Origin of the sequence: Pseudaquabacterium terrae (assembly GCF_013266755.1) — a bacterium.
Lineage (GTDB): Bacteria > Pseudomonadota > Gammaproteobacteria > Burkholderiales > Burkholderiaceae_C > Pseudaquabacterium > Pseudaquabacterium terrae.
This window is the reverse complement of record NZ_JABRWJ010000016.1, coordinates 19,458-40,497: the sequence shown is the minus strand read 5'-3', so window position 1 is coordinate 40,497 and position 21,040 is coordinate 19,458. Positions and strand designations below refer to the sequence as shown.

Annotated in this window: 20 protein-coding genes; 16 read left to right on the top strand and 4 right to left on the bottom strand. The window is 69.3% G+C overall.

Annotated elements, in window-relative coordinates; genetic code table 11:
- Position 1: 1 nt before the first annotated feature.
- The 6 genes from HLB44_RS33895 (at position 2) to HLB44_RS33870 (ending at position 5,628) form a co-directional block, all read left to right on the top strand.
- Entirely contained in the window at positions 2-949 is a 948-nt protein-coding gene (locus HLB44_RS33895) for a HEAT repeat domain-containing protein (RefSeq protein WP_173134372.1), read from the top strand.
- The gene (locus HLB44_RS33890) at positions 946-2,388 is read left to right on the top strand and encodes an ABC transporter substrate-binding protein (protein WP_173134369.1); all 1,443 of its coding nucleotides are present in this window, start codon (positions 946-948) and stop codon (positions 2,386-2,388) included. Before HLB44_RS33895 ends, HLB44_RS33890 begins: the two co-directional genes overlap by 4 nt.
- Positions 2,389-2,390: 2 nt before the next feature.
- Positions 2,391-3,332 carry an ABC transporter permease gene (locus HLB44_RS33885; RefSeq protein WP_246312623.1) on the top strand — a complete coding sequence of 314 codons (942 nt, stop codon included), beginning with the start codon at positions 2,391-2,393 and terminating at the stop codon, positions 3,330-3,332.
- Between the two features lie 70 nt (positions 3,333-3,402).
- Positions 3,403-4,290 carry an ABC transporter ATP-binding protein gene (locus HLB44_RS33880; RefSeq protein WP_246312622.1) on the top strand — a complete coding sequence of 296 codons (888 nt, stop codon included), beginning with the start codon at positions 3,403-3,405 and terminating at the stop codon, positions 4,288-4,290.
- On the top strand, positions 4,287-4,622 hold the full coding sequence (locus HLB44_RS33875; protein WP_343051730.1) for a DUF971 domain-containing protein: 336 nt from the start codon (positions 4,287-4,289) through the stop codon (positions 4,620-4,622). The genes HLB44_RS33880 and HLB44_RS33875 overlap by 4 nt, the downstream gene beginning before the upstream one ends.
- Positions 4,591-5,628 (top strand): YeiH family protein, encoded by a 1,038-nt coding sequence (locus HLB44_RS33870; RefSeq protein ID WP_173134362.1) that lies wholly within the window; start codon positions 4,591-4,593, stop codon positions 5,626-5,628. The genes HLB44_RS33875 and HLB44_RS33870 overlap by 32 nt, the downstream gene beginning before the upstream one ends.
- Positions 5,629-5,668: 40 nt before the next feature.
- Here HLB44_RS33870 and HLB44_RS33865 read toward each other — a convergent pair whose 3' ends face one another.
- Positions 5,669-7,402, bottom strand: a complete 1,734-nt coding sequence (locus HLB44_RS33865) for a tannase/feruloyl esterase family alpha/beta hydrolase (protein WP_173134359.1) — start codon at positions 7,400-7,402, stop codon at positions 5,669-5,671.
- A gap of 161 nt (positions 7,403-7,563) precedes the next feature.
- On the opposite strand from HLB44_RS33865, the gene HLB44_RS33860 reads away from it, so the two are divergent.
- From HLB44_RS33860 to HLB44_RS33850, 3 genes are all read left to right on the top strand, one after another.
- Positions 7,564-8,532, top strand: a complete 969-nt coding sequence (locus tag HLB44_RS33860) for a LysR family transcriptional regulator (protein ID WP_173134356.1) — start codon at positions 7,564-7,566, stop codon at positions 8,530-8,532.
- 89 nt (positions 8,533-8,621) lie between these two features.
- Positions 8,622-9,188 (top strand): carboxymuconolactone decarboxylase family protein, encoded by a 567-nt coding sequence (locus HLB44_RS33855; protein WP_173134354.1) that lies wholly within the window; start codon positions 8,622-8,624, stop codon positions 9,186-9,188.
- On the top strand, positions 9,188-10,006 hold the full coding sequence (locus HLB44_RS33850) for an amidohydrolase family protein (RefSeq protein ID WP_173134351.1): 819 nt from the start codon (positions 9,188-9,190) through the stop codon (positions 10,004-10,006). Before HLB44_RS33855 ends, HLB44_RS33850 begins: the two co-directional genes overlap by 1 nt.
- Before the next feature lie 79 nt (positions 10,007-10,085).
- Here HLB44_RS33850 and HLB44_RS33845 read toward each other — a convergent pair whose 3' ends face one another.
- Together HLB44_RS33845 and HLB44_RS33840 are read right to left on the bottom strand one after the other, a co-directional pair.
- Positions 10,086-10,691 carry a glutathione S-transferase family protein gene (locus tag HLB44_RS33845; RefSeq protein WP_173134348.1) on the bottom strand — a complete coding sequence of 202 codons (606 nt, stop codon included), beginning with the start codon at positions 10,689-10,691 and terminating at the stop codon, positions 10,086-10,088.
- Complete coding sequence (locus HLB44_RS33840; protein ID WP_173134345.1) at positions 10,691-11,920, bottom strand: CaiB/BaiF CoA transferase family protein; 1,230 nt, start codon at positions 11,918-11,920, stop codon at positions 10,691-10,693. The genes HLB44_RS33845 and HLB44_RS33840 overlap by 1 nt, the downstream gene beginning before the upstream one ends.
- A gap of 225 nt (positions 11,921-12,145) precedes the next feature.
- On the opposite strand from HLB44_RS33840, the gene HLB44_RS33835 reads away from it, so the two are divergent.
- The 5 genes from HLB44_RS33835 to pcaF are packed head-to-tail and all read left to right on the top strand — an operon-like array spanning position 12,146 to position 17,231.
- Positions 12,146-13,117 (top strand): Bug family tripartite tricarboxylate transporter substrate binding protein, encoded by a 972-nt coding sequence (locus HLB44_RS33835; RefSeq protein ID WP_173134342.1) that lies wholly within the window; start codon positions 12,146-12,148, stop codon positions 13,115-13,117.
- Between the two features lie 5 nt (positions 13,118-13,122).
- Positions 13,123-14,223 carry a mandelate racemase/muconate lactonizing enzyme family protein gene (locus tag HLB44_RS33830; protein WP_173134339.1) on the top strand — a complete coding sequence of 367 codons (1,101 nt, stop codon included), beginning with the start codon at positions 13,123-13,125 and terminating at the stop codon, positions 14,221-14,223.
- A complete protein-coding gene (locus tag HLB44_RS33825) occupies positions 14,220-15,182 on the top strand; it encodes a Bug family tripartite tricarboxylate transporter substrate binding protein (protein ID WP_173134336.1) in 963 nt (320 codons plus the stop codon). Before HLB44_RS33830 ends, HLB44_RS33825 begins: the two co-directional genes overlap by 4 nt.
- An 18-nt stretch (positions 15,183-15,200) precedes the next feature.
- Complete coding sequence (locus tag HLB44_RS33820) at positions 15,201-15,995, top strand: alpha/beta fold hydrolase (protein WP_173134333.1); 795 nt, start codon at positions 15,201-15,203, stop codon at positions 15,993-15,995.
- Positions 15,996-16,013: 18 nt separating this feature from the next.
- Positions 16,014-17,231, top strand: coding sequence for a 3-oxoadipyl-CoA thiolase (gene pcaF, locus HLB44_RS33815; protein ID WP_173134330.1), 1,218 nt, complete (start codon positions 16,014-16,016; stop codon positions 17,229-17,231).
- A 60-nt stretch (positions 17,232-17,291) separates the two neighbouring features.
- Here pcaF and HLB44_RS33810 read toward each other — a convergent pair whose 3' ends face one another.
- Positions 17,292-18,068: an enoyl-CoA hydratase/isomerase family protein gene (locus HLB44_RS33810; protein ID WP_173134327.1), complete on the bottom strand. Its 777-nt coding sequence runs from the start codon at positions 18,066-18,068 to the stop codon at positions 17,292-17,294.
- Positions 18,069-18,286: 218 nt separating this feature from the next.
- On the opposite strand from HLB44_RS33810, the gene HLB44_RS33805 reads away from it, so the two are divergent.
- Complete coding sequence (locus HLB44_RS33805; RefSeq protein ID WP_173134324.1) at positions 18,287-19,918, top strand: DUF6351 family protein; 1,632 nt, start codon at positions 18,287-18,289, stop codon at positions 19,916-19,918.
- A 26-nt stretch (positions 19,919-19,944) separates the two neighbouring features.
- The gene (locus HLB44_RS33800) at positions 19,945-21,039 is read left to right on the top strand and encodes a porin (RefSeq protein WP_173134321.1); all 1,095 of its coding nucleotides are present in this window, start codon (positions 19,945-19,947) and stop codon (positions 21,037-21,039) included.
- Position 21,040 lies beyond the last annotated feature (1 nt).

Below are 21,040 nucleotides of genomic sequence, written 5' to 3'. Positions count from 1 at the left end.
CATGATTCATCAGCGATTGAACAGCCCCGACCCGGCGGTGCGCCGCGTCGCGGTGCTCGACCTGCCGTACAGCGACGAGGAAGACGACATCGCACCGCTGCTGGTCGCGGCACTCGCCGATGCCGATGCCGGCGTGCGGCTCGAAGCGGCCAAGGCGCTCGAAGGCTTCGAGGAGCCCGAGGTGCTGCGCGCGCTGGTGCCGAAGCTTGCCGATGCCGATGCGGCCGTGCGCGACGCCACTGCGGCGACCTTGGCCGAATTGAAGCAACCGGCATCGGCAGCCTTCGTGTTGCCGTGGATTGCACAGCCGACGCCCACGGTGAAAGCCGCCGCGCTGCGCGCCGTCAAGGCGCTGCGCGTGCCGGACGCCTTCCTGCCGGCATTGGCTGCGCTGGCCGATGCCGACGCGCTGGTGCGGCGCGAAGCAGTCGGCGTGCTCGGCTATCTGAAGGACACGCGGGCGATCGGCGCCTTGACCGAGCTGGCCGCGCACGACCCGGAAGCCGACGTGCGGCGGGCGGCAGTCGGCGCACTGGGCTTCGCGCACGAATCGGCCGGCCTGAGCGTGCAGCCGGCGCTGACGCGGGCCTTGTCCGATGGCGCCTGGCAGGTGCGCGAGGAAGCCGCGACGACGCTGGGCAAGCTGCGCGGTGCGGTCGCCGTCGGCGAGCTGATCCATGCGCTGGCCGACGCGTACTGGCAGGTGCGGCTGAAGGCCGCGCGCAGCCTCGGCAAGCAGAAGGCGCGCGCCGCGCTGCCGGCGCTGGTCGAGGCGCTGCAGCACCCGATCAGCAACCTGCGCAAGGAAGCGGTGATCGCGCTCGGCGAGTTGGGCGACGCACGGGCCATCACGCCATTGGAGCGGGCACTGGCCGACAGCGATCCCGACGTGCGCAAGCTCGCCAAGCTGGCGCTGGCTTCCCTGCAGTTGAACGGAGTACCGCGATGAACATTCCCCGTCTTCCATCGAGCCTGGTCGCGCTGCTGGCGCTGCTTCCCGCGCTGGCCTGGTCGCAGGGCAAGCAGGTCATCACGATCGGCATCGGCACGCAGAACACCACCACCAACACCGTCACCGGCGGCATCGTGCTGAAGGAGCTGAAGCTGCTGGAGAAGCACTTGCCGAAGACCGGCAAGTACAAGGACGTCGAGTGGAAGCTCGACTGGCAGAACTTCACCTCCGGCCCGCCGGTCACCAACGGCATGGTCGCCGGCAAGTTGCAGATCGGCATGATGGGCGACTACCCGCTGCTGGTGAATGGCGCGACCGGCCAGCAGAACAAGGGCAACGAGACGCAGCTGGTCGCGGTGATCGCCTACAACGCCTTCGGCGCGGGCAATGGCGTGGTCGTGCACAAGGACAGCCCGTACTACGAGCTGGCGGACCTGAAGGGCAAGACCGTCTCGGTGCCCTTCGGCTCGGCGGCGCACGGGATGATGCTGCAGGCGATGCAGGAGCGCGGCTGGCCTGACGGCTTCTGGAACCTGGTCAGCCAGAGTCCCGAGGTCGGCACCACCAACCTGCAGGAAAGGAAGATCGACGGCCACGGCGATTTCGTGCCCTTCGCCGAGCTGCTGCCCTACCGCGGCTTCGCGCGCAAGATCTTCGATGGCGCGCAGACCAAGATCCCGACCTTTCACGGCGTCGTCGTGCGCAAGGACTTCGCGGACAAGTATCCGGAGGCCGTGGTCGCCTACGTCAAGGCGCTGATGGAGGCCAACGACTGGGTGCGCAAGAACCCGAAGGAGGCGGCGCAGAAGATCGAGCAGTGGACCAAGATCGAGAAGGAAGTGGCCTACATCTTCCTGGGCCCCGGCGGCATCCACACGCTGGACCCGACGATCAAGCCGCGCTGGCTGGAAACGATCAGGACCGCCTTCGGCGTGTTGAACAGATTAGGCCGCGTCAAGGAATTCAACATCGACGCCTGGGTCAACGAAAGCTACGTGCGCCAGGCCTTCAAGGAACGCGGGCTCGACTACGACGCGCAGAAGCAGACGCTGGCCAACTACGACATCGAGGGCAAGGACCCGGTGTGCAGGACCGCGGTGACGCGGCCGAAGGAGGCCGGCGAGATCTGGCTGGCCGATGGCGAGATCGTGTCCACCAGCTCGCCCACCTGCACGCTGGCCGGCATCCGGCAGTACGAGTCGGCCGGCCGCAAGGTGGCCGTGGCCTACGTCTTCGACAAGGCGCTCGGCATCAAGGTCTTCGCCGACAAGGCCTTCTACGCCGTCGACACCAAGGACCCGAAGAATCCGCAGACCGTGCCCTTCCTGCTGAAGAAGGATGCCGAAGCACTGGCCGCGCAGTCCGGCGGCAGGCTGGCCACCTACGCCGAAGCGCTGGGCCTCGCCGCGCCCAAGCTCACGGTTGCCGGGAAATGAGCATGCAGGCCGCCCAACCCCTGAATGACGCGGCCTTCGAGCGCGTACCGCTCGCTGCGCCGGTGCGCAGCGCCAGCGTTGCGACGCTGCCGCTGAGCGCGCCGGCCGCGCGCCCCGCGTCGGCACCGCGCCGGCGCCGCACGGCACCGGCCTGGGTGCACGGCAGCGCGATGGCCTGGCTGTGCGGCCTGCTGTCGATCGGCGCCGTGCTGCTGGCCTGGCACCTGGCGACGCACTACAAGCTCGACGCCTATGTCCGCTTCAACAACATCCCGGCGCCGGCGGCGGTGTTCGACAAGGTGCTCGAGGTCAACCAGTCGCCGAAGTTCGTCGCCAACATCGGCATCAGCCTGCGCCGCATCCTGCTCGGCTTCGCCGTCGCGACGCTGCTCGGCGTGGCGCTGGGCGTGCTGATCGGGCGTTATCGCTGGGTGCGGCGCTTGAGCTTTCCGGCGCTGGAGGTGTTCCGCCCGATCCCGGCGATCGCCTGGGTGCCGATGTCGATCATGCTGTGGCCGGACAACGAGGTCAGCATCGTCTTCATCACCTTCCTCGGCGCCTTCTTCCCGATCCTGCTGAACACGATCCACGGCGTCGAGGCGATCGACCCGGTGCTGCTGCGCGCGGCACGCTCGCTCGGCGCGGGCGAGCGCAGCGTGCTCGCGCAGGTGGTGCTGCCGGGTGCGCTGCCGCACATCTTCACCGGGCTGGCCGTCGGCATGGGCGTGGCGTGGGTCTCGCTGATCGCCGCCGAGATGATCTCGGGCCAGTTCGGCATCGGCTACTTCACCTGGGAAGCGTATTCGCTGATCGCCTATGCGGAGATCGCGCTGGGCATGATCACGATCGGCGTGCTGGGCCTGGCCTGCAGCGGCGGCATCCGGCTGCTGGCGAAGCTGGTGATGCCGTGGCAGGCGCATTCGGCGACCGGGGGCCGGACATGAGCGCCGCGCGGCCGTTCCGAAGGCGCTCGCGCCCCCTCGGGGGGCCGGCCCGAAGGGCCTGGGGGGCCACATGACTGACGTCGTCATGCCCTTGCACCGCGGTGCCGCGCAGGGCGGCCACGTCGAGCTGCGCCACCTGGGCATCCGCTTCGCGCTGAAGGGCCGCTCGGTCGACGCCGTCGACGACGTCAGCCTGCAGGTGCAGCCGGGTGAATTCGTCTCGCTGATCGGCCCGTCGGGCTGCGGCAAGTCGACGCTGCTGAACGTCGCCGCCGGCTTCCTCGCGCCCAGCGATGGCGAAGCGCTGCTCGACGGCGAATTCATCGACGGCCCGGGCTCGGACCGCGGCGTCGTGTTCCAGCAGTACTCGCTGTTCCCGTGGATGACGGTGCGGCGCAACGTCGAGTTCGGGCTGAAGATGCAGGGCGTGCCGCGCGCCGAGCGCGAGACGCGCGCGCGCACGCTGCTCGGCCTGGCGGGCTTGCTGAGCTTCGAGCACCACTACCCCGACCAGCTCTCCGGCGGCATGAAGCAGCGCGTGGGCATCGTGCGCGCACTGGCCACCGGCCCGCGCGTGCTGCTGATGGACGAACCGTTCGGGGCGCTCGATGCGCAGACGCGCATCGTGATGCAGGAAATCCTGACCAACATGTGGCAGCGGCTGCGCATCTCGGTGCTCTTCGTCACGCACGACATCGACGAGGCGGTGTTCCTGTCGGACCGCATCCTCGTGATGACCGCGCGCCCGGGGCGCATCAAGGCTGAACTGACGGTGCCGCTGCCGCGGCCGCGCACGCCGGAGATGACCAGTTCGGCGGCGTTCCTGGCCATGGTGCAGCAGCTGAAGTCGCTGATTCGCGAAGAGAGCCTGGCGGCGATGGGTGGTGAGTTGAAGGACGGCGGCCTGGCGGGGCTGGCGACCGATGTCGGGCCGCAAGGCGTGGGAGCCATGTTGTGAGCACGCGAGAGCTGTGGCCGCAGCAGGTCATGCTGCATGCGCGCTCCGGCGCATTGGCGCTCGGCTGGGCCGATCTCGGCGAGCAGCTGCTGAGCGGCCCGCGCCTGCGCGCCGCCTGCCGCTGCGCCGGCTGTGAGCAAGGCCGGCGCCACGGCCAGCCGCCGCAGCCGGATGCGGCAGTGCGCCTGGAGCGCATCGACCCGGTCGGCGAGTTCGGCCTGCAGCTGCACTTCAGCGACGGACACGAGCGTGGGCTCTTTCCCTGGGCCTATCTGCGCGAGCTGGCGCTGGAGACCGGGAATGGCATCGAACGCACCTTCGTCGACAAGTGATGCGGGACTCGTCGCTTGGCTGCTGAGCCTTCAGCGCCACTGGCCCGGCATCGCCCTCTGCGCCGCGCTGGCCGCTGCCGCTACTTTCGTCGCCGGGCTGCATCGGGGGCCGGTCATGCTGTATGCGCTGCTGTTCGGCACCGCCTTCCACTACCAGAGCGAAGAGCCGCGCAGCGCGCCCGGCATCGCCTGGTCGGCGGGCACGTTGCTGCGGCTGGGCGTCGGCCTGCTCGGCGCGCGCATCACCGTCGAGCAACTCGCCGGGCTCGGCACGGCGACGGCGGCGCTGATCGCCGGCGGCGTGGCGACGACGCTGCTGGTCGGCCTGCTCGGCGCGCGGCTGCTTGCGCTGCCGCGCAGCCTCGGCGTGCTGGCCGGTGGCGCCAGCGCGATCTGCGGCGCCTCGGCCGCGCTGGCACTCGCCGCAGTGCTGCCGCGGCATCAGCGCAGCGAGCGCGAGGTGCTGACGGTGGTCGTGCTCGCGACGCTGCTGTCGACGATCGCGATGCTGCTGTACCCGCTGCTCGCCCGCGCTCTGGCGCTGCCGCCGCAGGCTGCGGGGCTCTTCGTCGGTGGCAGCATTCACGACGTTGCGCAGGTGGTGGTCGCCGGTTATGCGCTGGGCCAACCGACCGGCGACACCGCGATGCTGGTCAAGCTGATGCGCGTCGCGCTGCTGACGCTGGTCGTCGCGGCGGTGGCACTGGCCGTCGCACGGGGTGGCCGCATCGAAGCGCCCGGCAAGCGCCCACCGCCGCTGCTGTGGTTCCTCGGCCTCTTCGCCAGCCTGGTCACGCTGCGTTCGCTCGGCCTGCTGCCGACCGCGGCAGTCACGCTGCTGGACAACGCCGCGCGCGGCTGCCTGCTGATCGGCGTCTGCGCGCTCGGCGCCAAGACCTCGCTGCCGGCCCTGGCCCGCTGCGGCTGGCGGCCGGTGGTGCTGATGGTCGGCTGCGCGCTGTGGATCGCCGGCTGGATGCTGGCCGCAGCGCTGGGCCGGGGCTGAGGCTTGGCGTTCGCGGCTTCAGAGCCGATTCGGCAGCTGTTCAATCCACGCTGCAGCGGAAGCTTCCCGCCAGTTTCACGTCGCCGCCCGCGTAGCGCGGGAACAGGGGGTAGCGGCACAGCGGCCGAGTGGCGAGCGTGGTGTACGGCGGCAGGCGAAGCTTCGCGCTCAATTCAGGCGCGTCAGGCGGCGTCGCACCGTTCTCGACCCAGTCCGTCGACATCGTCACGAGGTCGACGAACTGCGGAAGTGCCTCGCCGGTTGTCGTGCTTTGGCCTGAGCCGCCGTGGTCGCCGTTGGCCAACACATACAGCCGTACGTGCCGATCGACCTTGGCTTGCCCGAACTTCGAAACCAGCGCGTCGTAGTACTTCATCACCGTGTGCGGATTCGATGAGTAGTCCGAGCTTTGGGTCTTGATGATGAGTCGCCCGCCGTGGGCGAAGAACGCACTCAGGTCGGGATTGGTCGAGTCGATGACGGCCGAGGCGGCCTGGACCTGGTTGGCGAATGTCGCGACGTCGAAGTGCACGAGGTTGAACGACGGGTCCTTCAGGATGCCGTAGTTCAGCGTGGCGCCCGGCTGGCCGAGCGCGGGCTGCGTCGCCGGGCTCGGCTGGGGAGCAATCGTCAGCCAGCCGGAGAAGGCTTCGCGGCCGACGCCATAACCCGGAAACGTTGTCCAGCCATTGGCAAGCGGGTATCCGAAGCTGGTTGGCGCGTGCATCTGGTTCAGCGTCGCGATCTGCGCGTCGGAGACGCAGGTGTTGCCGGTATCGGCGCCGCCCGCGCAACGAATGGCCGCGAAGGGCTGCGCCACCTTCAGCGGATCGAAACGCGCTGCGCAACCGGGGTAGTTGCTGATGACGCCGTCGCTGAGTCCGTCCAGTGCATCGCATTGACGCATCACCTCGGCTGCGACAGCACCGTATTTCGCGGGCGCGATCCAACCGGCGCCGGTCTGCACGGTGGCAAGCAGCGTCTTGTGCACCACGTGGGCCGTGTAGCCGATCAGGGGTGCGGTCGCGACCACGCCGTCGTAGTCCTTGGGGTAGCGCTGCGCCACCTCCATCGCCTCGCGGCCACCCTGCGACTGGCCCATGAAGTAGCTGAGCTTCGGCTTCTTGCCGTACAGCGTGCGAATCACCGCGAAGGCCGCGTCGTGGGTCTTCTTCAATGCGGCATGGCCGAAGTTCTGCCAGGCCTCGGCGTTCAGGGCCCAGGTCGCGTTGTTGCTGGGGTCCTGGTGGCCCGAGTCGCCACCGAACATCGCGTAGCCGCGCGAGATCGGGTACTCGGCATCCGGCGGGAACGCGGCGCTGATCGGCGAGCCCGACGACGCGACGACGGCCAGGTTGCGCGGAATCGATCCGTTCAGTCCACCGCCGCCGACCTGGATCGTCTTCTGGTTCCACTGCGTCGGCACGTTGACCTGGAAGTTGATGGGCGGCGCAGCCGGGTCGACCGGATGGATGCTGCCGAGGATGCTGCAGTGCTCGGGCACCGCATGCGTGACAGCGCTCGTGCCGACGATCTCGGGCGTCGCCGCGACCAACGTCGCGGAGGTGATCGTCGCGCCCGAGGTCGGCAGGTCGATGGCCGAAACGGGGAGGACGAGGCCGGTCAGCGTTGCACAGGGCGTGATCGGCGTCAGCACCGGCCGCGCGGCGTTGTCGCGCCCGGGCGGGTTGGCCGAGGCACAGGCGCTCACCAACAACAAGCTGGCGGCCAGCGTGGCCGCGGTGGCATCGGGCGTGGTCGAACGAGTAGGCATCATGTCTCCTGGGGTGTGCTGTGCACGGTGGCTGGCGTCCCGAGGAATCTAGGTTTGCGTGCAGCGCCGAGCAATCGGCAGCGGGATATACCTGCTATGCGGGACGGCCCGGCGACGCGCCCGCGAGCGCAGAATCACCTGCATCGATCGATGACCTGGCCATGACTTCCCCCAAAGCATCCGACTTCAAGATCGAGCTCACCGCCGACCTTCACAAGTGGCGGGCCTTCGTCGCCATCGGCGAGCTGGGCAGCCTGACGCGCGCGGCGCTCTTCCTCGACAGCAACCAGTCGCTGTTGAGCCGGCAGCTCAATGCGCTGGAACGCGAGTGCGGGGCGCGGCTGTTCAATCGCACGGGGCGCGGCGTCGAGCTGTCGGAGGTCGGGGCGCGGCTCTTTCCGCGGGTGCAGTCGCTGCTGGCCGATGCCGAGCGGCTGGAGAGCGACATCCGCGGCGAATCGCATGAACCCGGCGGGCGCGTCACCTTGGGCCTGCTGCCGTCGATCGGGCAGCCGCTGGTCGCGCGGCTGTTCGCGGCGCTGCGGCAGCGCTTCGCCGCGGTGAGCCTGAAGGTGCTCGAGGGCTCGAGCGGTCAGGTCGAGGAGTGGCTTGCCGATGCCCGCGTCGACATCGCGATCCTGTACCGCTACGGACCCACGCTGCCTGAGATGGAGCAGTCGCTCGCCGTCGTCGACAGCTACCTGATCGGACCGCCGGGCGATCGGGTCACGGATGCGAAGGAGGTGCGCTTCGAGGAACTGCACGACCTGCCGTTCATCCTTCCCAGCGCGCCGAACGGGTTGCGCACGGCACTCGACGCGATGGCGCGGCACCAGCGCATCACGCTGGCGCCGGTGATCGAAGCCGACTCGCTGCCGCTGCAGCGGGGTCTGGTCGCGAGCGAGCGGCTGTACACGGTGCTGCCGCTGCATGCGGTGTGGAGCGAAGTGGCCGAACGTCGGCTGCAGGCCGCACGCATCGTCGAGCCGCCGTTCCAGCGCACGATCTCGATGGCCATGTCGAAGTCCAAGGGCCCGGCACGCGCCGTCACCGCGGTCGCGGCGCTGATCGTCGAGCTGGTCGAGGAGATGGCGCGCGCCGGCATGTGGCGCCCCAGCGAATCGTCGTGACGGCGGCGGCATAACAGCGATGCGCCTGCGGGTGTAGGTCAGCGGGGGTGCGCCGCTTAAGCTCGCGGCGTTCACAGGAGACGACTTCCATGCCCCGCGTCACGCTTCCTTCGCCCGACACGATGAGCCCCGAGCAGCGCCGGGTCCACGACAAGATCGTCTCCGGCCCCCGCGGCAAGATCCAGGGGCCCCTGCGTGCCGTGCTGCACAACGCGGAGCTGGCCGATCGCTGGCAGGCGCTGGGTGCGCTGCTGCGCTACGACACCACGCTGACGCCGCGACAGTCGGAGCTGGCGATCCTCATCACCGGGCGCGCCTGCCGCTCGCCGTTCGAGTGGTACGCGCATCGGCTGGAGGCCGAGAAACTCGGCATCGAGGCAGGGATCATCGAGGCCATCCTCACCGACGCCGAGCCGCCTGCGCTGTCCGCCGACGACGCCGCGGTGGTGCGCTTCGCCGACGAGCTCAACCGCACGAAGTCGGTGTCCGACGCCACCTATGCCGATGCGCTGGCTCGCTTCGGCGAGCGCACCGTGGTCGAGCTGACGGCGCTGGTCGGCTACTACACGATGGTCGCGTTGACGCTCAACGCACACGAGATCCCGCTGCCCGAGGGCGTCGCGCCGGCGTTCCCGCTGCCGCACCGGAGCGCCTGATGGCGCTGCCGACGCCCGCCGGCTGGGACTGCCACGCCCACGTCTTCGGACCTTATGAACGCTACCCGCTGGCCGCGCAGCGCAGCTACACCCCGCCGGAGGCCACCGTCGCGCAGTACCTCGCGCTGCTGGACCGCCTGGGCCTGTCGCACGGCGTGCTGGTGCATCCCAGTGCCTACGGCGACGACGCCTCGCTGCTGCTCGACGTCCTGGCCTCGCATGAGCGCCTGCGCGGCGTGATGGTGCTGCGAGCCGAACAGCAGCCGGCGCTGGCCGGACTGCGCGACCGTGGCGTGCGCGCCGCGCGCTTCAGCCACCGCAGCGGGGCGGCCGGGAACTTCGCCGGCAGCGCGTCGTTCGACGACCTGCTGGCCCTGGCCCCCGCGCTCGCCGACGCGGGACTGCATGCCGAGCTGTGGACCGACTGCCGGGCGCTGCCCGAGCTGGCGCCGCGGCTGCGCGCGCTGCCGGTGCCGGTGGTCATCGACCACATGGGCGGCTTCGATGCCTCGGCGGGTGTCGACGAGCCGGGTTTCCGCACGCTGCTGAAGCTGGTGGAGAGCGGTCACGCGTGGGTGAAGCTGTGCGCCTACCGCAACCTGCTCGGTCGGCCGGACTTCGAAGCGGGACGTGTCTTTCACGAGGCGCTGCTGGCCGCGAACCCGCTGCGCCTGCTGTGGGGCAGCGACTGGCCGCACCTGCGCGTCGAGCCTGCGCCGGACGCGGCCGAACTGCTGGCGACGTTCCGCCGCTGGACCGGCGACGAGGCGCTGGCCACGCAAATCCTGGTCGCCAACCCGGCGGCCCTTTACGCCTGACGCGTCGTCGGTGGCCGCTCAGGTTACGAGATAGCTGAGCGGCTGCTTCTGCGCGTCCGCGGCGGGCGATTGCATGCGCTCAGCCATCGATCGGCTCCGTCAGCTTGAAGGACGGGCGCTGCCGCAGCTCGGCCTCCCACTCGGCCACGCGAGGTGCGATCCGGCGCCAGCCGAAGGCGTCGAAGCGGTAGTCGAGGTAGCCCAGCGCGCAGCCGATCGCCACGTGGCCGATGCCAAACGGCGTTTCCGCCAACGCCTGCACTTCGTCGTCGAGCTGTTTCAGCGCGGCCCGCATCTTCAGCTCGAAGGCCTCCATCAGCGCGGGCAGCGCTGCCGCACGCTCGCGTTCATTGCGCCACAGGATTGCTGCGTCGAGCATGCCGTCGCCCAGCGCGTGCCAGCGCAGGGCCTGCCACTTGTCCTGGCCTTGGCGGGGAAAGAGCGTGCCCTGGCCCAGCTCGTCCAGGTACTCGCAGATGACGACCGAGTCGAACAGCGTGAAGCCGTCGTCGAGCACCAGCGTCGGGATCTTCGACAAGGGGTTGTCCTGCATCAGCCGCGCGTTCGGCTTCAGCATCGCGGCGACCGAGCGCACGAGCTCCAGGCGGTCGGCAACGCCGACCTCGTGCGCGCAGATCATCACCTTGCGCACGTAGGGCGACTTCGGGGACCAGTGCAGCCGCATCACACCACTCCCGAGCTGCGCAGTGCAGCGATGTCCGCGGCCGCGTAGCCGAGCTCGGCCAGGATGTCGTCGCTGTGCTGACCGAGCAGCGGCGGCGGCGGACGCAGCTCCATCGAGGCCTCGGCAAAGCGGATCGGGCTGATCACCTGCGGCACGTCGACGCCGCTCGGATGCGGCACCTGCCGCAGCAGGCCACGCGCCTTCACCTGCGGGTCCTTGAAGACATCGGCCACGGTGTTGATCGGGCCGCAGGGCACGCCGGCCACATCCAGCGCGGCGATCAGCCGCTCGCGCTCCCACTCGCCGAAGAGGTCGCGCAGCTGCGCCGACAGCTCGCCGATGTTGCGCACACGCTGCGCATTGCTCGCAAAGCGCTCGTCCGCGATCCAGTCGGGTCGGCCCAGCACCTCGGCGAGCTTGGCGAACTGGCCGTCGTTGCCGCACACCAGGATCACGTCGCCGTCGGCGCAGGCGTAGACGTCCTGCGGCTGGATGTTCGGATGCGCGTTGCCGTTGCGCTTGGGCACCTTGCCCGACACCAGGTAGTTCATCGCCTGGTTCGACAGCGTCGCCACCTGGACGTCGAGCATCGCGATGTCGACATGGTCGCCGCGGCCGGTCTCGTTGCGGCGCGCCAGCGCGGCCAGCACGGCGACCGCGGTGTACATGCCGGTCATCAGGTCGACGATCGGAACGCCGACCTTCTGCGGGCCGCCGCCGGGGCGGCCGTCCTTCTCGCCGGTCACGCTCATCAGGCCGCCCATGGCCTGGATCAGGAAGTCGTAGGCCGGCTGGTCGCGCCGCGGGCCGGTCTGGCCGAAGCCGGTCACCGAGCAGTAGATGAGCTTCGGGTTGATCTTGCGCAGCGAGGCCTCGTCGAGGCCGTAGCGCTCGAGCGTGCCGGCCTTGTAGTTCTCCAGCACGATGTCGGCCTGCAGAGCGAGCTCCCGCACGATGCGCTGGCCTTCCGGCTTGTCCAGGCTGACCGTGATCGAGCGCTTGCCGCGGTTCACCGCGAGGTAGTAGCCGGCCTCCTGGGTGTCCTTGCCGTCGGCGCCTTTCAGGAAGGGCGGCCCCCACGAGCGCGTGTCGTCACCGGCGCCCGGGCGCTCGACCTTGGTCACCTCGGCGCCGAGGTCGGCGAGGATCTGGCCCGCCCAGGGGGCCGCGAGGATGCGGCTCAGGTCGAGCACCTTGACGTGGGACAGGGGGCCGTTGGAAGCGTTCATCTGCTGGGCTCTCGGGTTCGATGCGTTGACGAAGACTCTAGGCGCCGGCGCACGCCTTGCCTACGGCCCGAAGGCGCAAGGCTGGCATGCACCTCGGCGCATACCGCACGGCCGACTTGCATGCGCTGCATAGCTGCGTTGCCGCTGCGGTGCCTTGCTGCCGGCCCCCCCGGCGACGAGACTGTGTTCACACCGCCGAACACCGCCTTTCACTGGAGACTTCCCATGCTGACGCGACGCCCCCTGCTGGGCCTTGGACTGGCCGCAGCCCTGACCTGCACCGCTGCCTCCGTGCAGGCCCAGGCCTGGCCCACCAAGCCCGTGCGCCTGATCGTTCCCTATGCCGCCGGCGGGCCGACCGATGTCGTCGCGCGGCTCGTCGCGAAGAAGGTCGAGACGGCGATCGGCCAGCCGGTGATCGTCGACAACAAGGCCGGCGCGGGCGGCACCATCGGCGTCGATGCCGCGCTGAAGGCGCCCGCCGACGGCTACACCTTCGCCCTGGCGGCGCCCGGCCCGCTGGCCGGCATGCCCAACCTGATGAAGGTGCCGTATGCGTTGGCCGACGTGCAGTACCTGACCCTGGTCGCGCGCATCCCGGCGGTCATCGTCGTGCGCGCCGACGCCGGCATCGCCAGCCTGCCCGACCTGGTGAAGAAGGCCAAGGCCGCGCCGGGCACGCTGAACTACGGCTCGGCCGGTCCCGGCACGTCGCCGCACATCGGCGCCGAACTGCTGCGGCAGGAGGCCGGCATCGAGCTCACGCACGTGCCGTACAAGGGCGCCGCGCCGGCGGTCACCGCGCTGCTGGGCGGCGAGATCCAGATGGTGATGGTCGACCTGCTGCCGGTGATGCAGCACGTGGCCGCCGGCAAGCTGAAGATCCTGGCGGTGGCAAGTGCCAGCCGCGCACCGCAGGCGCCCGACGTGCCGACCACGAAGGAGGCCGGTTATCCGGGCGTGCTGATGGACACGACCTACGGCGTCATCGGCGCGCCCGGCGTGCCGGCCGAGGTGCAGAAGCGCTTCCGCGACGCGGTCGTCGCGGCGGTGAGCGCGCCCGACATGAAGGAGCAGCTGCTGAAGCAGGGCGCCGTGCCGGTGACCTCGACGCCGCAGGAATACAAGGGCCTGATGCAGGCCGAGTTCGAGAAGTGGAAGGCGGTCGTGACCAAGGGAAAGATCACGCTGGAGTGAGCCGCATGCAGATCGTCGACGTTCGAATCCTGTCCTGCACGCAGCGGCTGCGTGACCCGAGCTGGAAGTTCGCCCGCGCCACCGTGCCGCAGCTCGAGGGCCACGTGCTCGCGCTGACCGACGAGCTGGGCCACCGCGGCCTGGGTTACGTGCATGCGATTCCGGCGATCTCCACGCATGGCGCCGGCGCGCAGGCTGCGCTGCAGATGCTGACGCCGCGGCTGGTCGGCCGGCGCGTCGACGACCTGGCCGGCATCGTCGAGGAGATCGATGCCTCGCTGGCCTTCCAGCCCAGCGTCAAGGCCGGCATCGACATGGCGCTGCACGACCTGCTGTCGCGCCGCTTGAGCGTGCCGGTGCATGTGCTGCTGGGCGGCCGGTTGCACGAGGGCATCGCGCAGTCGCGCATCCTGCCGATCAAGACGCCGTCCGAGATGGCCGCCAAGGCGGCGGAGCTGGTCGAGGAGGGCTACGGCCAGCTCAAGCTGAAGCTGTCGGGCGACACCACGCTCGATGTCGAGCGCATCGCCGCGGTGCGCGCCGCCGCCGGGCCCGAGGTGAAGCTGACGCTCGATCCGAACCAGTCCTACGACGCCAAGCAGATGATGCGGGCCTTCGCGCGCATGGAGCGCCACGACATCGCGCTCATCGAGCAGCCGGTGCCGGCGGCGGACTGGGCCGGCCTGGCGCTGCTGACGCGCAGCCTGCCGGTCGCGATCGAGGCCGACGAGAGCGCGCAGACGGTGCACGACGTGTTCCGGCTGGTGTCGGAGCGGGTGGTCGACGTCATCAACCTGAAGGTCACCAAGCTCGGCGGACTGCGGCGCTTCCTGCAGGCGGTGCGCATCTGCGAAGCCGGCGGCGTCGGCTGCCGCGTCGGTGCGGCCTTCGGGCCGGCGCTGATGCAGGCGATGAGCCTGCAGGCCGCCAGCGTGATCAAGGCGCTGCCCTTCGCCTGCGAGCTCTCCGAGCACCAGCATCTGCTGGACGATCCCTTCACGCCGCTCGCGGTCGAGCGGGGGCGCATCGCGCTGCCGACGGGTCCCGGCTGCGGCGTGACGCTGGCCGACGAATCGGCATTGCACAGTTCCAAGGAAGCGACATGAAACTCTTGAGCAAGGCCATCGCCGCCGGTCTGCTGGCCGTCTCGGGCCTGGCCTCGGCTGCCTTTCCCGACAAGCCGCTGCGGCTGATCGTGCCGTTCCCGGCCGGCGGCGCGGCCGACACGATGGCGCGCGGCCTGGCGCAGCGCCTGGGCACCGAACTCGGCCAGCAGGTCATCGTCGACAACCGCGGCGGCGCCGGCGGCGCGCCGGCGGCCGAGGCCGTGTCCAAGTCGGCGCCCGACGGCTACACGCTGTTCTTCGGCACCATGGGCACGCAGGCGATCAACCCCGCGCTGTACCCGAAACTGCGCTACGACCCGCTGAAGGACTTCGCGCCGATCAGCCTGACCCACATCACGCCGCGCGTGCTGGTGGTGGGGCCCTCGGTCGCAGCGAAGAACCTCGGCGAGCTGATCGCGTTGGCGAAGGCCAAGCCGGGTGCGCTCACCTACGGCTCGGCCGGCAACGGCAGCTCCAGCCACCTCTCGGGCGCGCTGTTCGAGGCGCTGGCCGGCGTCGACATGGTGCACGTGCCGTACAAGGGCAGCTCGCCGCTGCTGGTCGACGTGCTCGCAGGCCGCATCGACATGACCTTCGATTCCTACACCGTGTACGAGGAGCACATCCGCAACGGCAAGGTGCGCGCACTGGGCGTGACCTCGAAGGCGCGCATGGGTTTGCTGCCGCAGGTGCCGACGATCGCCGAGGCGGGGCTGAAGGGCTACGACGTGTCGAACTGGCTCGGCGTGCTCGCGCCGGCCGGCACGCCGAAGGACGTGATCGCGACCTTGCATGCGGCGCTGGGCCGCGTGATGGCGTCGCCGGCGCTGCGGCAGCCGCTGGTCGCGCTGGGCATCGAGCCGACTTTCGGCACGCCGGAGGAATTCACTGCCCTGATGCGCAGCGAGCTGCCGAAGTGGGCCGAGATCGTGAAGCGGTCCGGCGCGACCGCCGAGTGACAGCGGCAAGCGCTGCTCATGGCCTCCCACCTGCTGGACACGGCGGACGGTGCGCAGCTCGAGGTGCTGGTCGACGGCCGGGCCGGCGATCCGGGCCTCGTGCTGTTGCCCTCGTCGCAGCGCGATTCGCTGGACTTCGACGAGCTGGTGCAGCGGCTCGTCGGCCACGGCTTTCGAGTGTTACGACCGCAACCGCGCGGCATGGGCCGCAGCAGCCCGCCGCCGCCCGATTTCACGCTGCACACGTTGGCCGCTGACGTCGCGCAGGCGATCGAGGCTGTCGTCGCGGGGCCGGCCCTCGTTGCAGGACACGCCTTCGGCCACTTCATTGCGCGTGTCACCGATCTCGACCATCCAGCGCGGGTGCGCGGCGTGATCGTGCTTGCGGGCGCGGCCCGCAGCTTTCCGCCCGGGTTGAGCCAGGCACTCGACATTGCCGCGGATCCGACGCAAGCGCGTGAGCGGCGGCTGCAAAGCCTGCGCAAGGCCTTCTTCGCCCCCGGCAACGATGCCTCGGTCTGGCTCGAAGGCTGGCATCCACAGCTGCGCGAGCTTTATCGACGCGCGGCAGCGGTTCCGGCCAAGGATCGCTGGTGGCCGGTGACGCACGCGCCGATCCTGGACCTGCAGGGCGCGCAGGATCCGTGGCGTCCGCCGGCCACGCGCGACGAGCTGAAGGACTGCCTCGGCGAGGAACGCGTCACCGTCCGCACGATCGCCGGTGCCAGCCACGCGCTGATACCCGAACAACCCGCGGCGGTCGCCGATGCCATCGCCGCCTGGGCCGGCACGCTGCGGCCGCTGTCCCCTTGATTCACTCGGAGCCTCTTCATGTCCCACCCCGCCTTCGTCTGCGACGCCATCCGCACGCCCTTTGGGCGTTATGGCGGCGCGCTGTCTTCCGTGCGTGCCGATGATCTCGGCGCGGTGCCGCTGCGCGCGCTGCTGGCGCGCAACCGGGGGGTCGACTGGGAGGCGGTGGCCGACGTGATCTTCGGCTGCGCCAACCAGGCCGGCGAGGACAACCGCAACGTCGCCCGCATGTCCGCACTGCTGGCCGGGCTGCCGGTGGGCGTGCCCGGCTCCACCGTCAACCGCTTGTGCGGCTCGGGCCTCGATGCCGTCGGCACCGCCGCGCGCGCGATCAAGGCCGGCGAGGCGCAGCTGATGATCGCCGGCGGCGTCGAGAGCATGAGCCGCGCGCCGTTCGTGATGCCGAAGGCCGACAGTGCGTTCAGCCGCAACAACGCGGTCCACGACACCACCATCGGCTGGCGCTTCGTCAACAAGCGGATGTTGGAGCAGTACGGCGTCGATTCGATGCCGGAGACCGCCGAGAACGTCGCCACCGACTTCGGCATCGCGCGCGACGCGCAGGACCGCATGGCGCTCGCCTCGCAGCTGAAGGCCGTGGCCGCGCAGAAGTCGGGCTTCTTCGATGCGGAGATCGTGCCGGTCACCATCCCGCAGAAGAAGGGCGACGCACTCGTCGTCAAGCAGGACGAGCATCCACGCGAGACTTCGCTGGAGGCGCTGGCGAAGCTGAAGGGCGTCGTGCGGCCGGACGGCAGCGTCACCGCGGGCAATGCCTCCGGCGTCAACGACGGTGCCTGCGCGCTGCTGATCGCCAGCGAATCCGCCGCCGCGCGAAACGGCCTGACGCCGCGGGCCCGCATCGTCGGCATGGCCACCGCCGGCGTGCCACCGCGCATCATGGGCATCGGCCCCGCGCCCGCCACGCGCAAGGTGCTGGCGCTGACCGGCCTGACGCTGGAGCAGATGGACGTGATCGAGCTCAACGAGGCCTTCGCCGCGCAGGGCCTCGCGGTCATGCGGGACCTGGGACTGCGGGATGACGACCCGCGCGTCAATCCGAACGGCGGCGCCATCGCGCTGGGGCATCCGCTGGGCGCGAGCGGCGCGCGGCTCGTGACCACCGCGGTGAACCAGTTGCACCGCATGAACGGTGGCCGAGGGGGCCGCTACGCGCTGTGCACCATGTGCATCGGCGTCGGCCAGGGCATCGCGGTCGTGCTGGAACGGGTTTGAACAGCAAAACGCCGAGGGGGCCGCGCTGCGCGGCCCCCTCGGCGTTTCGACTGATGGCGTTCAGCGGCCCTTGAAGTCCGGCGAGCGCTTCTCCTTGAAGGCCAGCTGCGCTTCCTTGGCGTCCTCGGTCTTGCCGATGATGGCGGTCATGTCCTGCTCGTAGCGGTAGCCGTCGCGCAGGCTCATGTCCTCGATGACGTTCAGCGTGTGCTTGCCCATGCGCGTCGAGACGGGGCTCTTGGAGGCGATCGTCCTCGCGATCTCAATGGCAGTGGGCATCAGGTCTTCCGGTGCAACGCAGGCTTCGGCAACCCCCAGGCGATACAGCTCGGCGCCGTCGACGCGCAGGCCGGTCAGTGCCATGCGGCGCAGGCGCGAATGGCTGAACAGGCGCATCGCGTGGCGGCAGCCGCCGAGCAGCCCGACGTCCACTTCCGGCAATCCGAGCGAGGCCTTCTGCGACGCGACGATGATGTCTGCCGAGGCCACCATCGCCAGCCCCGAACCGAGCGCCGCGCCGTTGATCGCCACGACCACCGGCTTCGCGCACTCGCGGATCGCGTGGAAGCACTCGCGCGTGCGGCGCGAATGCGCCGGCAGGTCGCCGGGGCCCTTGATGACCTCGGCACGACCCTTCAGGTCGGCGCCGGCGCAGAACACCTTGCCCTCGCCGGTCAGCACCACCGCGCGCACGTCGTCGAGTTCCGAGATGCGATCGAGCGCGAGCGTGAGCTCGTCGTTCAGCACGCGCGTGAGCGCATTGACCGGCGGTGCGTTCAGCGTGAGCGTCGCCACGTGGTTGGCAATGGCCACCTTCAGTTGCGTCAGATCGTCCAAGGGTTCTCCTGCGGATGGATGGGGAATCGGATCAGTCTAGGACGAGACCAGGCGCCGCACCAGTCCGCCAGCGCCAAGGCTGCTATGCAAGCGCCGCAATGCCCGGAACGTGCCGCGGTATGCGAATACTGCCATGGCAGCTTTGCGTCACGTTCTCTGGCTCCAGCCTGATGTAGTTCCTAGACTGCCTCATCCCAATCAGCGAAATGGTGGATGAGATGCGCAACACGAAACTGAATGCCGTGGCAATGGCGTGCGCCGCGTTCCTCGCCTTGTCGGCCTGCGGCGGCAGCGACGATGTCAGCGAGCCTTCACCGGCAGCCCCGACCTCTGCCGCACTGGCGCCGGATTGCACGGCTATTCAGAAGCTTGCCCATCCCAACACGGTGATCCAGAGCGCCATATTCGTCGATCAGGGCGCGGCAGGCACGACGAGCGTTCGCATGCCGGCCCATTGCCTCGTGACGGGCGAGATCGCCCCGCGCATCGGCGTCAATGGCGTGCGCTACGGCATTGGATTTGAACTGCGCATGCCCATGGCCTGGAACGGCCGCTTCCAGTTCCAGGGCGGTGGTGGTGTCGACGGCACCATCCCGCTGGCCTTCGGCACCCTTCGCGACGGCGTCGTGCCGGCCCTGTCGCAAGGTGCCGCGGTTGTCACCAGCAACATGGGACACACGGGCACGAGCACCCGCGACGCCTCATTCGGCGTCGACCCGCAAGCCCGCATCGACTGGGGCTACAACGCGATGGACAAGGTCACGGTAATGGCCAAGGACGTTGTGACGCGTTTCTACGGGAAGGCACCGTCCTATTCGTACTACGTCGGCTGCTCGGGCGGGGGACGCCAGGGAATGATGATGTCACAGCGCTTCCCGACCTACTTCGACGGCGTGGTGTCTGGCGCGCCCATCCTCGAGCAGCACGCGGCTCAGGTGGCATCGATGCAGATCCTGCAAGAGTTCCAGGCGATCGCGCCTGCCGACGAGAGCGGCGCGAAGATCCTGAGCCGCGCGTTCTCGGATTCCGACCTCAAGCTCGTCGCTGATGGCGTGCTGGCGAAGTGCGACGCACTGGACGGCGCGCGTGACGGGCTGATCGAGAACTACGGTGCCTGCAGCTACGACGTGAAGGCGCTGCAGTGCACTGGTGCCAAGCAGGACAGCTGTCTGTCGGAAGCCCAGGTCGGCGCCTTCACCCGAGTGATGCAGGGCCCTCGCAACTCGAAAGGCGAACAGCTCTATCCGCCCTATCCATGGGATACAGGTATCGCGGGGTGGCGCGGCAATCAGCTTGGCACGTCCACCACGGCCGTACCCAATTCCGCAAAGTATACGAACCAGTCCATTCGGTTGGTCTTCATGACGCCACCCGCGCCTGATTTCGACTACATGAAGTTCGACTTCGATCGGGACCCCCCATCGATGCAGGCGTCAGCGGCGTTCACGACGACCAGCGGCACCAACTACGAAGGCTTCAAGGCGCGCGGTGGCAAGACCATCGTCTATACCGGCATCAGCGATTCGCTGGTCAATCCGGCAGGTGTCAACCGCTGGTATCGGAACCTGGTCGCGGCCAATGGCGGACTCGAAGCCACGCAGCGCTTCGCTCGCTTCTTCAACGTGCCGGGCATGGAGCACTGCAGCGGGGGCCGGGCGTTGGACCGATTCGATCCGGTGACAGCGCTCTACGACTGGGTGGAGAAGGGGGTGGCGCCGACGACGCTGCTCGCCACCGGCAGCAGTTTCCCTGGTCGGGCACGTCCCGTCTGCGCCTATCCACTGATCGCCCGCTATACCGGTTCGGGCAGCGTTGACGATGCCGCGAATTTCCGCTGCGAAGCACCCTGATTCCTCACATGATCGAAAGCGACAACATGAGCAGACAACGAACCGCCACTGCCTTCGCGCACGCCGCACTCGCGCTCGGCATGTGCGCGGCGAGCGGAGCGTGGGCACAGGCAGTGCCTGGCAGCAGCGTAACGATCTACGGCCTGATGGATGCCTGCGTGACGAGCGCCGATCTCGGCACCGACCGCATCAACGGCCTGAACAGCGGTTGCCTCTACGGCTCGCGCCTGGGCTTCCGCGGGACGGAGGATCTCGGCGGGGGCCTGCGCGCATCGTTCACGCTGGAAAGCGGCCTGACGATCGACAACGGCATGCTGGGGCAGGGCGGTCGGATGTTCGGCCGCAAGTCGCTGGTGTCGTTGAGCGGCGGTTGGGGCGCCGTCGAGCTGGGACGGGACTATGCGCCCGCCTTCTACGTGGTGCAGCCGATCGACCCGATGGCGCTGGGCATCGGCACGGCCAGCAGCACGATCTGGACCGGTGCCGCGAGCACCACGGCGGCGCGCAATGACAACGCGATGAACCTGCTGTCGCCGACCTGGGGCGGCCTGACCATTCGACTGCAGGTCGCGGCCGGCGAGCGCGGCAACAACGGCAGCCGCAATGCGCAGGGTGTCAATATGCTGTACCGCAGCGGCAAGACGATCGCCGGGCTTTCGCACACGCGCGTCGCCAATGCCACCAACAGCGACCACGACCGCGCGACCACCGTCGGTGCGAGCCACGACTTCGGCGCGTTCTCATTGGCGGCGATCGTGCAGTCGGGCGCCTGGGAAGGATCGCGCACCGCAGCCGCCCCTTCCAGCGCAACCAGCATCTTCAGTCGCTCGTACCGCAGCTACCTCATCGGCGGCTCCGTGCGTGCCGGCGACGTGGGCAAGGTGAATGCCTCGCTCAAGCGCTACGACGATCGCACGGCCCGCGATTTCGACGCCACGCAGTTCAGCGTCAATTACGTCTATTCGCTCTCGCGGCGCACGGACCTGTACGCAGGCTATTCGCGACTCAGGAACGAACGGGCATCCAGCTACTCGGTGTCCGATGCCACGACCGCCTATTCCGGCGTGACCCCTGGCGCGTCGACCTCGCTGATCGCCACCGGCATCAAGCATGTCTTCTAAG